The following is an 18406-nucleotide window of genomic DNA, read 5'->3' as shown; positions in this document are numbered from 1 at the left end:
AGGACTCGGGGGACGTCCAGGCGCGCGAGCAGGGAGTGTAAGAGATTTGTGAGCCTGCCGCCCGGCCACGGGCGCCGCCCCCGACGTCGTCAGGGACTTTGCGCGGGGCCTGGGTTCAACATCGTGCCGGCGAGGCCACCGGGGATGCAGGGAAAAACACTGCCGCGATCGTCGTCACAGTCTTACCGTTCCTTGTCAGTCTCGCCGGGCGTTTGGGACGTTGGGGACGTTTGGGACGTTTCGATCTTGTCCGATTTGTCCCCCGCCGCGATCATCATCCGTTTGGCAATGCCACGCAGGATATTGACCTCCTCGCGCTCCAGCCCCGCCCGCGCGAACAGGCGCCGCAGACGCGGCATCAGCTTGCGCGGATTGGTCGGATCGAGAAAGCCGATGGCCGCCAGGCCCGCCCGGAGGTGGCCGAACATCGATTCGATCTGCTCGGCCGTGGCGGGCTCCCCAGCATAGCCGATATCGCGCGAGGCGTCCGGGCGGGCCTCGGGCGCCGCCAGCAGCGCCAGGCGCATCTCATAGGTGATGAGCTGGACCGCCTGCGCAAGATTCAGCGAGGCGTAGGCCGGATTCGCCGGAATGTGCGTCACGGCGGCACAGCGCTCCACCGCGTCGTTGGGCAGGCCATAACGCTCGTTGCCGAACACGAAGGCGATCACGGCATCGGGTGCCGCAGCCAGCACGTCATACCCGCGCGCCGCAGCGTCGCGCGGCAGCAGGCGCGGCGGGCCGAATTCGCGCTGGCGGGCGGTCATCGCCACGGTATAGGCCGCGCCAGCCAGCGCGGTTTCAATATCCGGAACAATTTGTGCGCCAGCGAGCACATCGTCGGCGCCACTGGCCATCGCCACGGCATCCGGGTGATGCAGCACATCCGGCTCACGCGGGCTCACCAGCACAAGGCTGCAGGCCCCGGCGCCAAAGCCCATGGTCTTCATCGCCCGCGCGACCGATCCGACATTGCCGGGGTGGCTGGTTTCGACGAGCACCACGCGGACACGGTTAAAAATGGTCAATGCATCACTTTCAGGCATCGGCCCGGCTGGCAGGGTCTTATCGGTTTCCGGAGCGGAGTCTTTGTTCATTCAGTGGAGTTCAGGTAGCCGGGCTCGTGCGGTGGGCCGGCTTCCTATACAATGCAGCCTTCAAATTTGTGGGTGCGGCGCCGGTTGTCCGGGCGGCGTGCCTCGTTCTTCTACAATTCGTTGTGTTGTTCGGCCGGTTCCTGGGCCCCCGCACGCGCCGCCGCAAGGCCTGGCGTGCCGGTGCGCGCCCCTGCCCCGCCGCCTGGAGAGATTCATGCATCCGATGCTCAATATCGCCGTCAAGGCGGCCCGCAAGGCGGGTTCCATCATCAACCGCGCGTCCATGGACGTCGATCTGGTACGCGTTTCACGCAAGCAACACAACGATTTCGTGACCGAGGTGGATCGCAGCGCCGAAGCCGCGATCATCGAGATCATCCGCACCGCCTATCCCGAGCACGCCATTCTAGCGGAAGAGTCCGGCCAGTCCTGGGTCGATGGCGATCCGGAAGCCGAATACACGTGGGTCATCGACCCGCTCGACGGCACTACCAACTTCATCCACGGTTTCCCGCAGTATGCGGTCTCGATCGGCCAGCTGCACAAGGGCGTGCCCGTGCAGGCCGTGGTCTACGACCCCACGCGCGATGAACTGTTCACGGCCAGCAAGGGCGCCGGCGCGTTCCTGAACAACCGCCGCATCCGCGTGACGCGCCGCGACAAGCTGGCCGACTGCCTGATCGGCACCGGCTTCCCCTTCCGCGACCTGGAAGGCATGGACGAGTACCTCGAAATGTTCGCGCTGATGACGCGCAGCTGCGCCGGCCTGCGTCGCCCGGGCGCCGCCGCGCTGGACCTGGCCTACGTGGCCTGCGGCCGCCTGGACGGCTTCTTCGAACGCGGCCTGAAGCCGTGGGACATGGCCGCCGGCATGCTGCTGATCACCGAGGCTGGTGGCCTGGTGGGCAACTACGCAGGTGAGTCGCGCCAGATGGAACAGGGCGAAGTGCTCGCCGGCAACCCGAAGGCATTCGCGCAGATGGTGCGGCTGTTGTCGCCATACTCGCTGGACAACGCCAAGCCGTCCGCCGCGATCTAACCGACCCACGCGGCTCGCTTCTCCCTGCAACAGGCGCCTCCAGGCGCCTGTTTTTCGTTAACCGTCGAGCGTGCAACCAGGCGGCAGCACCATCGACGTGAGGCCATCGCCGCGCACGGCACAGGTCCATCCGCCGCTCGTGAGCCGGCCCACCGTGATGCGCGCGCCACGCACCACAGGATGGACATCACCATTGAGCAGCACGACGATCGCGCCCGACCCATCGGCATTGAACGCGAAGGTGTCGTCTGCAGCCGTCAGCGTCGAGCGCACATAACCAAGCGTGCCCGCCGGGTCCGGGAACACGAACACGCCGTTGTGAAGGCGCTCCTCCACCGCCGTCTTGTAGTTCGAGGCCTCCCAGAACCCGCGCGAAATCTGCGTCTTGACGATGTAGTGCTGGTAGGCCGGTATCGCCAGCGCGGCAAGGATGCCGATGACGGCCACGACGATCATCATTTCGATCAGCGTAAAACCCCGCCGCAGCCGCTGCAGCAGGCGGGTGGTGTCCGTTGAAGGGTTGGGCATGAGGCGATTCCGGCAGGGTTGGTCGCCTACCCCTATCCAAACTGCGTGCCAGGCGCGAAAGCCCCAAAAAGTGACAGGATTTGGCGCGTTTCCGTTCATCAAACCGGTCTGGGTGACAGTTTGCCGCGTGACACATCCGCCGCCTGACAATTCTCGTCAGGCGCGCCGGCATTTTTTCAGAATCGTCCCAAAGACCCTGGGTAGCCCTGCTCCTACGATGAGCTGCACCAGACAACTCTCAAATTTTATGCATGGGCAAAAAATATGTTGACCCCTTTCATTGTTGTCCATACACTAATTCCGTCTCGATCGAGTTCGATGCCGCCAAGGATCTCGCCAACCGTTTCAAGCACGGCGTGTCGCTGGAAGTGGCAGCGATGCTCGACCTGGACGCCGCGCAGTTCATCAACGACACCCGCCACGACTACAACGAGGCCCGCACGATTGTGGTGGGGCCGATTGGTCCACGGGTCTACGTGATGGTCTACACGATGCGCGGCAATGTGATGCGGGTGATCAGCCTGCGCAGGGCAAACCGCCGTGAGGTCTTGAACCATGTCGACAAAGCAAACGATCCACATTCCTGACGATGCCGAGGACGCCGCGATCACGCAAGGCGCGCTCAGCGACCCCGACAACCCGCCGCTGACCGACGCGCAGCTGGAGCAACTGCGCCCGGCCCCGCGCCGCGGGCGCCCCGCCCTGCCGCCGGAGGCCCGCAAGGTCACGCTGAACATGCGCGCGGACCGAGACGTGGTGGAGGCGTTCAAAGCCACCGGCGACGGCTGGCAGACGCGCATCAACGAGATCCTGCGCGCCTATGCGCACACGCACCGGATGCTGCCGCGCTGAGCGCGGCGTGATTTCCGACAAGAAGGCCAGCGCTGAGAACATTTCTCACGCATTTTCAGAATTTGCCTCAAGGTGCGGGCACGGGCAGGCAGTAAAATGCCGCTTTGTGCCGTGGCGGAGGCAATCCGCCTGACGGCAATCGATATACCGGCGGCCGCCCGTGGCCGCCCGAGAGGAATGCATGTCCGTAGAAGCCCTTTCCGCCGATCGTGATGCCGGGGACGCCCTCGGCCCCATCCCTGACGTGCCTGCCACGCCAGAGACGTCCGCCGAGGCGGCGCCTGGAGACACCACCGCCGCGCCGGACACCAAGTCCGCCGCGAAGCGCGGCGCACCCGAGAAGCACACGCCGATGATGCAGCAGTACCTCCGCATCAAGGCGGATCATCCGGACACGCTGCTGTTCTATCGGATGGGCGACTTCTACGAGCTGTTCCATGACGACGCCGAGAAGGCCGCGCGGCTGCTGGACATCACGCTGACGTCGCGCGGACAGTCCGGCGGCGTGCCGATCCGCATGGCCGGCATCCCGTTCCATTCGGTCGACCAGTACCTGATCAAGCTCGTCAAGCTGGGCGAGTCGGTGGCGATCTGCGAGCAGATCGGCGATCCGGCCGCGAGCAAGGGCCCGGTGGAGCGCAAGGTGGTCCGCATCGTCACCCCCGGCACGCTGACCGACGCCGCGCTGCTGCCGGACAAGGTCGACACGTTCCTGATGGCAGTGCACCAGCAGACCACGCGGCGCGGCATCAGCAAGACCGGCCTCGCCTGGCTGAACCTCGCCAGCGGCGAGTTGCGGCTGATGGAGTGCGAGGCGGCGCAACTGGGCCGCGAACTCGAACGGATCCGCCCCGCCGAACTGCTGTTTGCCGATGGCATCGACCTGCCGGCGCTGACCTGCGCGCGGACGCGGCTGCCGGAATGGCATTTCGACCAGGACGCCGGCACGCGCCGGCTGCGCGAGCAGATCGGCGTGGCGAGCCTGGAGCCGTTCGGCTGCGCGGGACTCGGCGCGGCGTTGGGCGCGGCCGGCGCGCTGCTGAACTACGCGGCGGCCACCCAGGGCCAGTCGCTGCGTCACGTGCAGGGCGTGACCGTCGAGCGGGAGTCGGAATTTGTCGGCCTCGATTCGGCCACGCGACGCAACCTGGAGCTGACGGAAACGCTGCGCGGCGGCGAGTCGCCGACGCTGTTCTCGCTGCTGGACACCTGCGCCACGGCGATGGGCAGCCGGGCGCTGCGCCACTGGCTTCATCACCCGTTGCGCGACCCCGCGCTGCCGCGTGCGCGCCAGCAGGCCATCGGCGCGCTGATCGCCCAGGACCCGGATGCACTGCGTGCCAACCTGCGCCGGCTGGCTGACGTCGAGCGCATCACGTCGCGCCTCGCCCTGCTGACCGCACGGCCCCGCGACCTGTCGTCGCTGCGCGACACCCTGCGCGCGCTGCCCGACGTGCGCGCCACCGTGACGCTGGCCGACGACGCCCCGCTGCTGGCGCAGACCCTCGACGACCTGGAAATTCCCGAGGACTGCCTTGACCTGCTGGTGCGCGCCGTCGCCGAGGAGCCGTCCACGGTGCTGCGCGATGGTGGCGTGATCGCACGCGGCTACGATGCCGATCTGGACGAACTACGAGACATTTCCGAGAACTGTGGCCAGTTCCTGATCGACCTTGAGGCACGCGAGCGCTCGCGTACGGGCATCGCCAACCTGCGCGTGGAATACAACCGCGTGCATGGCTTCTATATAGAGGTAACGAATGGCCAGGCGGACAAAGTGCCCGACGACTACCGCCGGCGCCAGACGCTCAAGAACGCCGAGCGCTATATCACGCCGGAGCTGAAGTCCTTCGAGGACAAGGCGCTGTCCGCACAGGACCGCGCACTGGCACGTGAAAAGATTCTCTACGAGGCGCTGCTACAGGCCCTGCTGCCCCATATCGCCGCCTTGCAGCGCGTGGCCGGCGCGCTGGGTCGGCTCGATGTCCTGGCGGCGCTTGCCGAACGGGCCCGCACGCTCGACTGGGTCCAGCCCGAGCGCGTGAGCGAGAACGTGATCGACATCGTGCAGGGCCGCCACCCGGTGGTCGAGGGCCAGTTGGCCGCCGATTCGACCGAATTCATCCCCAACGATTGCCAGTTGACCGAGGCGCGCAAACTCCTGCTGATCACCGGCCCGAACATGGGCGGTAAGTCGACGTTCATGCGCCAGACCGCACTGATCGTGCTGCTGGCGTGCGTGGGTGCCTGGGTGCCGGCGCGGCGCGCCGTGATCGGCCCGGTCGACCGCATCTTCACGCGGATCGGCGCGGCGGATGATCTGGCCGGTGGCCGCTCCACGTTCATGGTGGAAATGACCGAGGCGGCCGGGATCCTGCACCACGCCACGCCGTCCAGCCTGGTGCTGATGGATGAGATCGGCCGGGGCACCTCGACGTTCGACGGGCTGGCGCTGGCCTGGGCCATCGCCCGTCACCTGCTCTCGCACAACCGCAGCCATACGCTGTTTGCCACACACTATTTCGAGCTGACGCAGCTGCCGCAGGAGTTCGCGCAGGCGGCCAACGTGCATCTGTCCGCCGTGGAACACGGCGACGGCATCGTATTCCTGCACGCCGTGCAGGACGGACCGGCGAGCCAGAGCTATGGCTTGCAGGTGGCTCAGCTGGCCGGGGTGCCGCAGCCCGTGATCCGTGCCGCGCGCAAGCATCTGGCCTGGCTGGAACAGCAATCCGCCGATGCCACGCCCACGCCGCAGCTAGACCTGTTCGCCGCGCCCGCTGCGCCGCCAGACCAGGATGCAGCGGATGGGGAAGGACGCGCCGCGCACTCGGCGGTCAATGCAGCCGCCCTGGAGGCGCTCGACGCGCTGGCCGACATCGACCCGGACAGCCTGACGCCGCGCGACGCACTCGACGCGCTGTACCGGCTCAAGGCGCTGGCGGAGAGCAAACACTCCGTATGACGGCACATCGGCGGGCGTGGCGGCACATGGCGGTGGCCGCGGTTTGCTGGACGGCATTTGCCGCGCCCGGGCTCGCGCACGCGGCACGGACCGGACGCGTCGCGCCACCCCCGTCGGCGGCGGTGCAGCCCGTGCGGATCGCCCTGATCGCCGATGTGCCGCAATGGCCGGCGGCCGAAGCCGACACGGCCGCACTGTTCGATCTCATGGCGAACCAGCAGATGGCGCTGATCGTCCATGCTGGCGGCATCAAGGGGGATACCGAATCGTGTGGCGATGCCGTGCTGAACGTGCGCCAGCGCGTGCTGGACGAGGCGCCACTTCCGCTGCTCTATGTGCCGGGCGAGAACGACTGGGCTGAGTGCCAGAAACCGGTGAACGGCGAGTTCGACGCGGTGGAGCGGCTGAACCGGTTGCGGGAACTGTACTTCCCGGTAGACGCCACGCTCGGGCGCCGTACGCTGCCGGTCACACGGCAGTCGGATCAGGCCATGTTCCGCAGCTATCGGGAAAATGCCCGCATGGTGCTGGGCAACGTGCTGATCGTCGGCATGAACCTGCCCGGCGACAACAACCATTACCGCACCGAGGGTGGCCGCAACGGCGAATTCGAAGACCGGCGCGAAGCCAATCGACAATGGCTCTCCCGCGCGTTCTCGCTGGCCGAGCAGCGCGACCTCGACGGCGTGGTCGTGGTGGGCCATGCCGACCCAATGTTCGGCAATGGCTGGGAGAAGCGCGGCAAGCCGACACTGTTCGACGGCTTCCTGCGGCGCGGCACGCGTGATGGCTATCTGGAGTTCAAGCGTCAGCTGCGCGAGCTGGCCGGCAAGTACAAGGGCCAGGTGTTGCTCGTCCATGCGAGCGACAGCGGTTTCAGCGTGGACAAGCCACTGCGGGACGCGGCGGGCAAGGCCATGTCAAATGTCACGCGGGTGGCCCTGCCGGTGGGATCGCCGTCGCGCTGGACCGAGTTGACCGTGTCGCCGGGGTCGCGGGCGGTATTCCAGGTCAAGCTGCGGGACGGGGTGAAGGGCAACTGAGCGGCAGCTCGGCGGAAACGGAAAACAAGGGAACTACGAGCACCGGGACCAAAGAAAAAGCCGGCAAGTGCCGGCTTTTTCGTTTTCCTGCGACGACCCCATCGCAGCACTGCGGCCCGCCTTGCGGACGGGCTCACGCATCGCTCAATTGTTTGGGAAGATCAGTGGAGCGTGCGAGGGCTGTCGTCGCCGTCCTCGTCCTCATCCACCACTTCGATGCCCGAGGCACCGTGGGCGTGGCCGTGCTCGACTTCCTCGCTGGTCGCCTCGCGCACTTCCGACACCTTCAGCCAGAAACGCAGCGCCATGCCGGCGAGCGGATGGTTGCCGTCAAGCACCACCTTGTCTTCGGCCACGTCAGTGATCGTGTAGATGATGGAGTCTTCGTCGTCGCCGTCCTCGGGCACACCCTCGAACTGCATGCCGACTTCCAGCGGCTCCGGAAAGCGATTGCGCGGCTCCACCTTCACGAGGTCGGCGTCGTAGTCGCCGAACGCCTCATCGGGTTCCAGCTGCAGCTGGGTCTCAAAGCCGGCGTCGTGGCCGTCCAACGCTTCCTCGATCTTCGGGAACGTGCCATCATACCCGCCGTGCAAATAGACCATGGGCTCATCCGACTCTTCGATCAGATTACCCTGCGCGTCCGACAGCTTGTACACCACGGACACCACCGTGTTCTTAGCGATTTTCAATTCTTGACTCCATGAGCGATTCCGCATTATACGCGCAGGCCTTGCCTGCGGGCCCCATCGATCCCGACGCGCCGCTCACGCTGCTTGGGGGCATGACACCCGCCGTGTTCATGCGCGAGATCTGGCACCGCAAACCTTTGCTGATTCGACAGGCCGTGCCCGGAATCGTGCCGCCTGTGTCGCGTGAAGCGCTTTTTGATCTGGCCGACCGCGAGGACGTAGAGTCTCGCCTGGTGTCGTACTTTCGCAACCGCTGGAAGCTCGAGCACGGCCCGTTTGCCGAGGACAACCTCCCGTCGCGCAAGACCGGCAAGTGGACGCTCCTGGTGCAGGGCGTCAACCTGCACGACCAGGCCGCGGCCGACCTGATGAGCCAGTTCCGTTTCGTGCCCGACGCGCGGCTCGACGACGTGATGATCAGCTACGCCACCGACGGCGGTGGGGTGGGTCCGCACTTCGATTCCTATGATGTCTTCCTGTTGCAAGTATCGGGCCGACGCCGCTGGCGCATTTCGTCACAAACCAGGCTCGACCTGATTCCCGACATGCCGCTGAAGATCCTGTCGGACTTCACGGCCGAGGAGGAATGGGTGCTGGAACCCGGCGACATGCTGTATCTGCCGCCACAGTACGCGCACGACGGCGTGGCCGAGGGCGAGTGCATGACCGCATCCATCGGCTTCCGCGCCCCTGCCTACCGGGAGCTGGCCGGCCACTTCCTCGCATGGCTGTCGGAGACCGTGGAAGGCAACGAGGGCCTCGACGGCCGCTATGCGGACGCCGGCGAGACCGCCACGGCGCATCCGGCCCAGATGCCGGCCGGACTGGCGCGCGCGGTAGCCGAGCGGCTCCAGGCGATGAAATGGAACGGCGCGATGGTGTCCGAATTCCTCGGCTCGCACCTGTCCGAGCCGAAGCAATCCGTAATGTTCGCCGAGGTCGAGGAGATTCCGCTGCGCAAGTACACGAAGCTGGCCCAGGCGCATGGCGTGGTCCTTGCTCCAGGTTCCATCGCGCTCTATGACCGCACGCATTTCTTCCTCAACGGCGAGGCCTACGAACCGCCGGCAAACCTGGCGAAATGGCTGCGTCGGCTGGCGGACCACCGTTATCTGACGGCTGAGGAGGTCAGTGCATGTGCCGCGCTGCCTGACTTGATGGACACATTCCACGATTGGACGCTCGAAGGCTGGTTGCAGATTGCGCCTGTACGGGTGTAATAATGCGTAACAAAGAGAACCAGCAAATTTCGACTGTACACAAGCAGGGGAAACGCGGATATAATCGCCCGCTGGCTAGTACTGTGTACCACTGCATTGTCGGCACCCGGGAGAGCCTCAAATTTGCAGTTCAAGAGCGATAATTACCGGTAATTATTCATCGCCTGTTTTCAGTAATTAAAAGTTAAAGGACGAAAAATGAAGAAGTCTCTCCTGATCGCATCCCTGCTGGCAGCTGTTGCCCTGGCCGCTTGCGGCAAGAAGGAAGAAGCTGCCGCCCCGGCCGCTGACACGGCTGCTCCGGCTGCCACGGCTCCGGCTGCTGACGCTTCGGCTCCGGCCGCTGCTGCTCCGGCTGCTGACGCATCGGCTCCGGCCGCTGCCCCGGCTGCTGACGCTTCGGCTCCGGCCGCTGACGCTTCGGCCCCGGCTGCCAAGCAGTAATCGGATTACTCCGATAAAAAAGCCGACCTTCGGGTCGGCTTTTTTATCGCCCGCGATTTACTCGCGGCGCGCCCGGTAGTCGGGCGCATCCTCTCGGCTTCAGCACCGTTCCGGCATCAGATAATCTTGAATCACATGCCACGGACCGGTTGCCATCCCAGCCCCTCCTCCTGATCCGCTATCAGGATCTCCTCCGGCATCACCCCCAACACAGCCGCAAGCGCCCCCGAGGCGAGCGCCCGCGTGTTGTTCTGCTTACTCAAATGGGCAGCCACAACGCGTGACAGACCCGCATGCGCCACCTGCGACAGGATCGCTGCCGCCACTTCATTGGCCAGATGCCCGAAATCCCCGCCGATACGACGTTTCAGAGAGTACGGATACGCCGAATTCTGCAGCATCTCGCGGTCGTGGTTGCACTCCAGGACAAGCGCATCCACCCCGGCCAGCCGCGCCGTGACGTACGGCGTTTCCATGCCGGCATCCGTCAGCACACCAAGCCGCGCGTTGCCATCGGTCAGCACGAACTGGAGCGGCTCGCGGGCATCGTGCGGCACCGTGTACGGCAGAATCCGCAGGCCACCTACCGAGAACGCGTGGTCGGCGCAGCACACGCGTACATCCGCCGCATCGGCGCCGCGCATGTGCGCGGTGGCGAGCCAGGTACCGTGACTGGTATGAACGGGAAGCTTGTGGCGCGCGGCGAAAGCGTAGGCCGAGCCCACGTGGTCGCCATGCTCGTGCGTGACCAGCACGGCGTCGAGCTGGTCCGGCGTAACGCCGAGCCGCTCGAGCCGGCGCGCCGTCTCGCGGATGCCGAACCCGCAGTCGAGCAGCACACGGGTCACCGTGGTGCCGTCGACAGCCTCGATCAGCAGCGAGTTACCCTCGCTGCCACTGCCCAAAAAAGCAAAGCGCATCATCGATGCGCTCGCTCGGGGTGGCTCCCGACGGCCGGAGCCGTCGGGACCGTCTGACTGCGACAAAGACCCATCAGTGCAGTTGCTCGTCCAGCAGCGACAGGATCTTCTTGCCGATCTCGGTGTTCTCAGGCTGGCCAGCGTCGTTCAGAATCGTCACCGTGGTGCCGGTGCCGTTGCCCTTGAGCGCCACGCGGTACTTCTTGGCCGTCTTGCCGTCGTTCGGCTTCGTAAACAGCTTGGAGAAGAAGCCGCGATCGTCCACGCTGGTACGCGGATCCACATAGCGCACGTAGTACAGGCCCTGGGCACGGTCACGGTCTTCCACCGTGAAGTTCACGCGATCCAGCGACAGGCCGACCGAGCGCCAGGCGCGGTCGAACGGCTCCGGCAGTTGCAGTGCCGGAGCGCCGTTGACCTGCGACAGGAACGACTTGCTGCTGTCGGCCGACGGTGCGCCGGTGGCTGCGGCGGCGCCGATACCCGTGGCGGCGGCGGTACCCACCGCGGGCGCGGCGGCTCCCGCCGTGGTCGCGGCAGCGTCATTCGTGCCGATGCCGGCCGGCGTCGGGTTCTTGGCCATGCGGTCGGCCTGTTCCTTCTGCACGCCCAGGCGCTGCGCCAGGCGAGACAGGAATTCGGCTTCCAGCTCAGGATCGGCCGGGCGCGGGGTCCAGACCGTGCTGGTCTTGTCCACGCCGGTCAGCTGCTCCTGCGCGCCGCGATGGCTGATGAACACCTCGAGCTGGCCGTTCTGCGAACGTTCCACACGCGTGCGGAACTTGTCGCGCTCAGAGGTCGAGTACAGGCCGTCGAACACCTTGCCGATGGTGTTGCGGATGATGTCCTGCGGAATCTTGGCGCGGTTCTCGGCCCAGTCCGTTTCCATGATGCCGGTCTCGGGCGAGTCCTGCACCAGCAGGAAGCCGCTCTCCTGCCAGAAGCCGCGCAGGGTCTGCCAGAGCTGGTCGGCACGCATGCCGTTGCTGATCACGAGCCAGCGCTGGTTGCCATCGCGCTCCATGCGCACGCCCTGGGCGCCCGGCAGCACATTGTCGGTCGGGCTGGCCTCGCGGGCACGGCCGGCGTTGGCCTGGGTGTAGTTCGAGAGCGTGGACGTGCCGGAGGCATCGGGCACCGTGTAGCGGCGCTCGCCGTCGAGCTTGGTCAGGTCCGGCGGAATATCCAGCGATGCCGTCTTCTTGCCCTGGGACTTGTAGTCGATCTTGTCCGGCTGCATGGCCTCGTTGATGCTGCTGCAGCCGGCGATCAGGGTCAGGGCCAGCACGGGCGCGACCATGGCGGCACGGCGGACTTGCGTCGCGCCGCGACGGTTAAGCTTCTGTTTCATTGACACGTAATCCTGGTTTCAAGAAGGCGGCGATACGCCAAGGTTCAGCCGGTAAGGTTATGGTCAGGCGAGCAGGCCGGCGTTGGCCAGCGCGCGGCGCACGGTCTCGTGCTGCGCTTCGGCCAGCGGGGTCAGCGGCAGGCGGATACCGCCGGCCATCTTGCCCATCTGTTGCAGCGCCCACTTGACGGGGATCGGGTTGGCCTCGACGAACATCGCGCGGTTCAGCTCGATCATTTCCATGTGCAGGCGGCGTGCGGTCACCACATCGCCGTTGCGTGCCGCCACGCACATCTCGTGCATCTTGCGCGGCGTCACGTTGGCCGTCACGGAAATATTGCCGTGGCCGCCCAGCAGGATCAGCGCCACCGCGGTGGGATCGTCGCCGCTGTAGATCGCGAAGTGTTCCGGCGCATCCTTGATCAGTTGCGCGGCCCGGTCGATGTTGCCCGTGGCCTCCTTCACGCCAACGATGCCAGGCACCTGCGCCAGGCGCAGGATGGTGTCGTTGGTCATGTCGGCCACGGTGCGGCCCGGCACGTTGTACAGCAGCACCGGCAGGTCCACCGCTTCCGCGATCGTGCGGAAATGGCGGTACATGCCTTCCTGCGTCGGCTTGTTGTAGTACGGCACTACCTGCAGCGAGGCATCGGCGCCCACCTTCTTGGCGAAGGCGGTCAGTTCGATGGCTTCGCTGGTGGAATTGCCGCCCGTACCGGCGATGATCGGGATACGCTTGTTGGACTGCTCCACGGCCACGCGGATCAGCTCGCAATGCTCTTCCACGTTGACGGTCGGGGACTCGCCCGTGGTGCCCACGATCACGATGCCATCGGTGCCTTCCGCCGCATGCCAGTCGATGAGGGCGCGCAGCGCGGGGTAGTCCAGGCTGCCATCCTCATGCATCGGGGTGACGATGGCCACGATGCTGCCGGTAATCTGTGTCATAGCTTAAGGAAACTCGGGAAATCGAATATCCGGGATTGTACCGGAACCGTCAGCCGCTCCGGACTCCCCCGGGGTGAGGGAAAACATCAGGATTTTCAACGTGTGAAGCGCCCTGCGCGCTGACATGGGGCCGGGCACACCGCCCGACCGGCCAGCCTAGGGCCGCGCCGGCAGCCCGTAGCGTGGTGGCGCGGTGCCCGGCGCGCCGCCCGCAGGCTCGCGCACAGCACATATCCGCTGGACGAACGCCGTTTTCGGCACTTCCACCACGCCGTCCTCGTACCCCACCACCCGCAGGGCGCCGCGCGCCACATCGAGCAGTTCGCCCGGTTTCAGCAGGAAGTCTGGCCGGGACGGCTTGCCAACGGTTTCGTTACCAATTGCAAATGTTTCATAGATCAGCACCCCGGCCGGCGCCAGCGCCGCCAGCAGGTGCGGCCAGAGGGGCCGGTGCAGGTAGTTGGTGACCACAATGGCGTCCAGCGGCGCCCCGTCCGTCATGTCGGTCACGTCCGCCAGCGGCCAGCCGCCCTGCTCGAGATCGGCCACCCGGCCGGACACGCCGGCGGGCAGCCCCGCCACGGCCTCGGCGTCACGGTCCACGGCCAGCACGGCAAACCCCTGCCCCGCCAGCCAGGCTGCGTGGCGCCCGTTGCCGCAGGCCAGGTCGAGCACACGGCCGCCCGGCCGGATCAGGTGGGCCCAGCGGGTCACCCATGACGAAGGTGCGCCCAGTGGCGCATGCGCGAGCGTCATGGCGGCTATTGCAGTAACAGGATGATGGGCCGGAGCATCAGCTCGACCACCGACAGCAGCAGGCTCATCACCGGCTGCATCCAGACCCGCGTGATCACGCCCGCCGCCACCAGTGCCAGCACCACGAAGATGCCGTACGGCTCGATGCGGCTGATGGCGGCCGCCATGCGCTGCGGCAGGAAGGCGGTCAGCACGCGCCCGCCATCCAGCGGCGGGATCGGAAACAGGTTGAAGGCGGCCACGACCACGTTCACGATCACCCCGGCGCGCGCCATCTGGCCCCAGAACGGCTCCTGGACCTGCGCCCAGGCCAGCCCGATCACCACCAGCGCCCAGATGAACGCCTGCGCCAGATTGCTGCCCGGGCCGGCCAGCGCCACCCACATGCCATGCCAGCGCGGGTTGCGCAGGTGGCCGAATACCACGGGAACCGGCTTGGCGAAGCCGAACACGAACTGCCCGGCAGTGAGGAAATAGAGCAGCAGCGGCACCGCCACCGTGCCGATCGGGTCGATATGCCGGATCGGGTTCAGGCTGACGCGGCCGAGCCGGTAAGCCGTGTCGTCACCGAAAAAGCGCGCCACATAGCCGTGAGCGGCCTCGTGCAGCGTGATGGCGAACAGGACTGGCAGGGCGTAGACCGCAACGGTCTGGATGAGCGAGGTATCCATGTGCCCTATTCTATCCGTGCAATGGCGCCCGCAGGCTGTCCGGTTTGTGTCAAAGCGTGGCCGATTTTCAAAGCGTGGCGGACAGTCCGAAGCGCTCCACATCGCCCCGGCCCAGCCGCACCAGTTCCGGCTCGCCGCCGCTCAGGTCGATTACCGTGGTCGGCTGCGCGGGCGCCGGGCCGCCGTCCACCACCAGGTCCAGCTGCTTCTCCAGCCGGGCGCGGATTTCAGCCGGATCGTTCATGGGTTCGTCGTCGCCGGGCATCTGGAGGGTGGCGGAAATCATCGGCTGGCCCAGTTCGGCCAGCAGCGCCAGCGGCACGACATGGTCCGGCACGCGCACGCCGATGGTCTTGCGGGCCGGGTGCGAGAGCCGGCGCGGCACTTCCTTGGTCGCCTCGAGAATGAACACGTACGGCCCCGGCGTGGCGCCCTTGATCCAGCGGTACTGGCGGTTATCCACGCGCGCGAAGTTGCCCAGCTCGGACAGGTCGCTGCACATCAGGGTCAGATGGTGCTTGTCGTCGATGCCGCGCAGCCGGCGCAGGCGCTCCACGGCCGTCTTGTCGTCGAGCGGGCAGGCCAGCGCGTAGCTGGAGTCGGTCGGCAGCGCGATCAGCCCGCCCTGGCGCAGGATCTGCGCGGCCTGCTTGATCAGGCGCGGCTGCGGGTTGAGCGGATGAATCTCGAAGTACTGGGACATTCAGGGATCGTCGGGGGCGGGGGCTGAGCGAGCGGGCGGCTACCAGTCGTGCCAGACCGGGGTGACGTCCGACGGCAGCGGCGGCAGCGTGCCGATATCGACCCGGCCCTCGCCGGGGCCATGAAAATCTGATCCGCGCGAGGCCATCAGGCCGTAGTGGCGCGCCACATCGGCATAGCGGCGGAACTGGTCGGGCGTGTGACTGCCGGTCACGACCTCCACGGCGCGGCCCCCCAGTTGGGTGAATTCGTCGAACAGCGCGTCGTGCTGGGTAGCCGTGTAGTTGTAGCGGCCCGGGTGGGCCATCACGGCAATGCCGCCGGCGTCGCGGATCCAGCCGATCGCCTCCGCCAGCCTCGACCAGCGGTGCGGCACGAAGCCGGGGCGGCCATCCGACAGATATTCGCTGAATACGTCGCTGATGGTCGCGCAATAGCCTTCATCCACCAGCCAACGCGCGAAATGGGTACGCGAGATCAGGTCCGGATTGCCGACATAGCGCAGCGCGCCGGCGTAGGCATCCTGGATGCCGACCTTGGCCAGCGCCTCGCCGATATCCTGGGCGCGGCGGGCGCGGCCGTCGCGGGTCCGGGCCAGGCCGTCGATCAGGCCCGGATGGAACGGATCGATCTGGAGCCCCACGATGTGCACGGTCTGGCCGGCCCAGGTGACCGAAATCTCCACGCCGGGCACGTAGCGCATGCCCAGCGCCTCGGCGGCGTCCCGCGCCTCGCGCTGGCCGCCCACCTCGTCATGGTCCGTCAACGCCCAGAAGGCCACGCCGCCGGCATGGGCGCGCGCGGCCACGTCACGTGGCGCGAGCATCCCGTCGGACACGGTGGAATGGCAGTGCAGATCGGCGTTGATTGTGTGCGGGTTTTGCATGGCGATCATTCTACTCCTGGCAGGGTCTTTTAGCCCTGCCGCCAACGGTGGCGTGCCCGGATTCCCATGGCACGCAAGGTATGATGGGGCCTTGTTCCGCTCCCCCATGCGCCGCGCGCCACCTGGCGCCCGCCGCGCACCTGCCTCGATCATGTCTTCCACGCCCGCCACGTCCGCCCCGCTCGCCCCCCAGGAAACCACGCAGACCGATGTGCTGATCGTCGGCGCCGGGCCGGTTGGCCTGTTCGCCGCGTTCCAGGCCGGCGTGCTGGGGCTCAAATGCGAGCTGATCGACGTGCTCGACCGGCCCGGCGGCCAGTGCACCGAGCTGTACCCGGAGAAGCCGATCTACGACATTCCGGCCGTGCCAGGCTGCCTGGCGCAGGACCTCGTAGACCGGCTCATGGAGCAATGCGCACCGTTCGCGTTCCCGATGCACTTCAGCCAGCGGGCCGACAGCGTCAGCGAGCACGCCGGCGCGGACGGCCATCCGCGCCTGCTGGTCACCACCGACGCCGGCAAACGCTTCGACGTGGCGGCAGTGCTGATCTGCGCCGGCGCCGGGGCCTTCGCGCCGCAACGCGTGGCGCTGCCCGAGGCCGCCGCGCTCGAAGACCGGCATCTGCACTACGCCGTGCGCGACACCTCGCGCTTTGCCGGCCGCCGTGTGATCGTGGCGGGCGGCGGCGATTCGGCGCTCGACTGGGCGCTCGCGCTGCGCAAGGTGGCCGGGCGCGTGACGCTGCTGCACCGGCGCGAGGGCTTCCGCGCCGCCGACCACACCGTGGCGTCGATGCGCGCGGCCGTGGCGGCCGGCGAGATGGACTTCGTCGTGGGCATGCTCGGCGGCCTGCAGACCGATGACGCCGGCAAGCTGACCGCCGCGACGATCAAGACCCGCGACGGCGAGCAGACGCTGCCCGCCGACGAACTTGTGGCCCTGTACGGGCTGGTGTCCGAGCCGGGGCCGATCGCCCAGTGGGACATGGACATGCGCGCGGGCCGCATCGTGGTGGATACCACCACTTATGAAAGCTCGCGCCGCGGCATCTTCGCCGCCGGCGACATCTGCTTCTATCCGAACAAGCAAAAGCTGATCCTCTCCGGCTTCCATGAGGCCGCGCTCGCGCTGCGCAAGGCGTACCACTACGCCAACCCGCAGAAGTCGCTGGTGCATGTGCACACCAGCAACAACGCCGCGCTCAAGGAGAAGCTCACGCACGCGTGAGGCGCCATCCCAACTCGTCATTCAGTGAGAAATGCCTCGATCAGCCGCGCCACCACCTGCGGCTGGTCGTGGTGGAGCATGTGTCCGGCGTCGTCCACGGTCACTTCGCGGAAGTCCGGGAAGGCACGGAAGCGCTCTCGGAATTCGTCCAGCGGCTGCTTGTGGGCGATGTGCTGGAGGGTGGCGGAGTCGCGTGCCTCCACGTGCAGCACCGGCGCTTCCACCTTGGCCCAGATCGCCATGATTTCGTCGATCCGGTATAGCGTGGGATTGGTCATCTTGTGGGCCGCGTCGCCCAGGATCTCCCACCGGCCCTCGGCGTTGCGGCGCGACCAGTGCGCGGCCAGGAAGGCGGCGCGGTCGTCGGGCAGGCGCGGATTGGTCTTCTGCAGACGCGCCGCCACGGCGGCCTCGCTCTCGTAGGTGCGCAGTTCCGGCTGTGTGCGCAGTTCGTCCAGCCAGCGCGCCAGCCGGCCCGGCGCCTGGTCTGGCCGGGTGCGGGTCAGGCCGAAGCCCTCCAGATCCACCACGCGCCGCACCCGCTGCGGGCGCACCCCTGCATAGATGCAGACCACGTTGGCACCCATGCTGTGGCCCACCAGATCCACCTGTCCTTCGGGCTGGTAATGGTCGAGCAGCGCCTCGAGGTCGGCCACGTAGTCCGGGAACCAGTACGACGTGGTGCCCGGATAGCGCGTCGGCAGGTCGGTCTCGCCAAACCCGCGCCAGTCCATGGCAATCACGTGCCAGTCGCGCTCCAGCGCATCGACAAGGAACTGGAACGACGCGGCCACGTCCATCCAGCCGTGCAGCATGAACAGCTTGGGCGCGCCGGGCGTGCCCCAATGGCGAACGTGCGTGCGCAGGCCGCGCAGCGTGATAAATTCGGAACGCGAGGTTTCCGTGATGGTCATGGTGTCTCTACCCTTCTGTCTCTTGTATTGCCAGGTCTTCTCGGGCACGGGGCGGAGGGGGGCCACGCGGCAGCCTGGATAAAAATAGAACGATCGTTCGCCTGGCCGATTATAGCGATCCGCCCGGCCTGACGCCGCAAAAACATCGGA

19 protein-coding genes are annotated in these 18406 nt (G+C 66.7%); 8 read left to right on the top strand and 11 right to left on the bottom strand.

All coding sequences use genetic code 11. The annotated features are described in order from the left end of the window. Positions 1-182: 182 nt before the first annotated feature. Positions 183-1046 (bottom strand): RNA methyltransferase, encoded by an 864-nt coding sequence (locus KHO18_RS06530; protein ID WP_144196297.1) that lies wholly within the window; start codon positions 1044-1046, stop codon positions 183-185. 265 nt (positions 1047-1311) lie between these two features. Here KHO18_RS06530 and KHO18_RS06525 point away from each other — a divergent pair, with 265 nt between their 5' ends. Then, complete coding sequence (locus tag KHO18_RS06525; RefSeq protein ID WP_149136310.1) at positions 1312-2136, top strand: inositol monophosphatase family protein; 825 nt, start codon at positions 1312-1314, stop codon at positions 2134-2136. Between the two features lie 57 nt (positions 2137-2193). Here KHO18_RS06525 and KHO18_RS28635 read toward each other — a convergent pair whose 3' ends face one another. Then, positions 2194-2664, bottom strand: coding sequence for a pilin (locus KHO18_RS28635; protein WP_186296747.1), 471 nt, complete (start codon positions 2662-2664; stop codon positions 2194-2196). A 251-nt stretch (positions 2665-2915) separates the two neighbouring features. Here KHO18_RS28635 and KHO18_RS06515 point away from each other — a divergent pair, with 251 nt between their 5' ends. The 4 genes from KHO18_RS06515 (at position 2916) to KHO18_RS06500 (ending at position 7524) form a co-directional block, all read left to right on the top strand. Next, positions 2916-3251 carry a BrnT family toxin gene (locus tag KHO18_RS06515; RefSeq protein WP_211942923.1) on the top strand — a complete coding sequence of 112 codons (336 nt, stop codon included), beginning with the start codon at positions 2916-2918 and terminating at the stop codon, positions 3249-3251. Continuing rightward, positions 3220-3516 carry a BrnA antitoxin family protein gene (locus KHO18_RS06510; RefSeq protein WP_144196015.1) on the top strand — a complete coding sequence of 99 codons (297 nt, stop codon included), beginning with the start codon at positions 3220-3222 and terminating at the stop codon, positions 3514-3516. Before KHO18_RS06515 ends, KHO18_RS06510 begins: the two co-directional genes overlap by 32 nt. Before the next feature lie 352 nt (positions 3517-3868). Further along, entirely contained in the window at positions 3869-6481 is a 2613-nt protein-coding gene (gene mutS / locus KHO18_RS06505; RefSeq protein ID WP_211942949.1) for a DNA mismatch repair protein MutS, read from the top strand. After that, positions 6478-7524 carry a hypothetical protein gene (locus KHO18_RS06500; protein WP_377731470.1) on the top strand — a complete coding sequence of 349 codons (1047 nt, stop codon included), beginning with the start codon at positions 6478-6480 and terminating at the stop codon, positions 7522-7524. The genes mutS and KHO18_RS06500 overlap by 4 nt, the downstream gene beginning before the upstream one ends. Positions 7525-7685: 161 nt before the next feature. On the opposite strand, the gene KHO18_RS06495 is transcribed toward KHO18_RS06500, so the two are convergent. Continuing rightward, positions 7686-8216, bottom strand: coding sequence for an FKBP-type peptidyl-prolyl cis-trans isomerase (locus tag KHO18_RS06495; protein ID WP_144196017.1), 531 nt, complete (start codon positions 8214-8216; stop codon positions 7686-7688). Between the two features lie 11 nt (positions 8217-8227). On the opposite strand from KHO18_RS06495, the gene KHO18_RS06490 reads away from it, so the two are divergent. Together KHO18_RS06490 and KHO18_RS28390 are read left to right on the top strand one after the other, a co-directional pair. Next, complete coding sequence (locus KHO18_RS06490) at positions 8228-9436, top strand: ribosomal protein uL16 3-hydroxylase (RefSeq protein ID WP_186296748.1); 1209 nt, start codon at positions 8228-8230, stop codon at positions 9434-9436. Between the two features lie 198 nt (positions 9437-9634). Next, positions 9635-9880 carry a hypothetical protein gene (locus tag KHO18_RS28390; RefSeq protein ID WP_144196019.1) on the top strand — a complete coding sequence of 82 codons (246 nt, stop codon included), beginning with the start codon at positions 9635-9637 and terminating at the stop codon, positions 9878-9880. Positions 9881-10011: 131 nt separating this feature from the next. On the opposite strand, the gene KHO18_RS06485 is transcribed toward KHO18_RS28390, so the two are convergent. The 7 genes from KHO18_RS06485 to KHO18_RS06455 all read right to left on the bottom strand — a co-directional run bounded on the left by KHO18_RS06485 (position 10012) and on the right by KHO18_RS06455 (position 16114). Beyond that, positions 10012-10803 (bottom strand): MBL fold metallo-hydrolase, encoded by a 792-nt coding sequence (locus KHO18_RS06485; RefSeq protein WP_144196021.1) that lies wholly within the window; start codon positions 10801-10803, stop codon positions 10012-10014. Positions 10804-10873: 70 nt separating this feature from the next. After that, positions 10874-12151, bottom strand: coding sequence for an outer membrane protein assembly factor BamC (gene bamC / locus KHO18_RS06480; RefSeq protein WP_144196024.1), 1278 nt, complete (start codon positions 12149-12151; stop codon positions 10874-10876). Between the two features lie 63 nt (positions 12152-12214). Further along, complete coding sequence (gene dapA, locus KHO18_RS06475; protein ID WP_211942922.1) at positions 12215-13099, bottom strand: 4-hydroxy-tetrahydrodipicolinate synthase; 885 nt, start codon at positions 13097-13099, stop codon at positions 12215-12217. A gap of 156 nt (positions 13100-13255) precedes the next feature. Continuing rightward, positions 13256-13855 (bottom strand): class I SAM-dependent methyltransferase, encoded by a 600-nt coding sequence (locus KHO18_RS06470; protein ID WP_144196028.1) that lies wholly within the window; start codon positions 13853-13855, stop codon positions 13256-13258. A gap of 5 nt (positions 13856-13860) precedes the next feature. Continuing rightward, positions 13861-14526 carry a site-2 protease family protein gene (locus tag KHO18_RS06465; RefSeq protein WP_144196030.1) on the bottom strand — a complete coding sequence of 222 codons (666 nt, stop codon included), beginning with the start codon at positions 14524-14526 and terminating at the stop codon, positions 13861-13863. A 67-nt stretch (positions 14527-14593) separates the two neighbouring features. Then, a complete protein-coding gene (locus KHO18_RS06460) occupies positions 14594-15229 on the bottom strand; it encodes an L-threonylcarbamoyladenylate synthase (RefSeq protein ID WP_144196032.1) in 636 nt (211 codons plus the stop codon). Between the two features lie 39 nt (positions 15230-15268). Then, positions 15269-16114 (bottom strand): 3',5'-nucleoside bisphosphate phosphatase, encoded by an 846-nt coding sequence (locus KHO18_RS06455; RefSeq protein WP_144196304.1) that lies wholly within the window; start codon positions 16112-16114, stop codon positions 15269-15271. A gap of 151 nt (positions 16115-16265) precedes the next feature. Here KHO18_RS06455 and KHO18_RS06450 point away from each other — a divergent pair, with 151 nt between their 5' ends. Further along, on the top strand, positions 16266-17342 hold the full coding sequence (locus tag KHO18_RS06450) for an NAD(P)/FAD-dependent oxidoreductase (RefSeq protein WP_144196034.1): 1077 nt from the start codon (positions 16266-16268) through the stop codon (positions 17340-17342). 17 nt (positions 17343-17359) lie between these two features. Here KHO18_RS06450 and KHO18_RS06445 read toward each other — a convergent pair whose 3' ends face one another. Next, on the bottom strand, positions 17360-18256 hold the full coding sequence (locus KHO18_RS06445; RefSeq protein ID WP_144196036.1) for an alpha/beta fold hydrolase: 897 nt from the start codon (positions 18254-18256) through the stop codon (positions 17360-17362). Positions 18257-18406 lie beyond the last annotated feature (150 nt).

Source organism: Cupriavidus campinensis, from assembly GCF_905397395.1.
GTDB classification, from domain to species: domain Bacteria; phylum Pseudomonadota; class Gammaproteobacteria; order Burkholderiales; family Burkholderiaceae; genus Cupriavidus; species Cupriavidus campinensis.
This window is presented reverse-complemented; position numbering and strand designations above follow the sequence as displayed.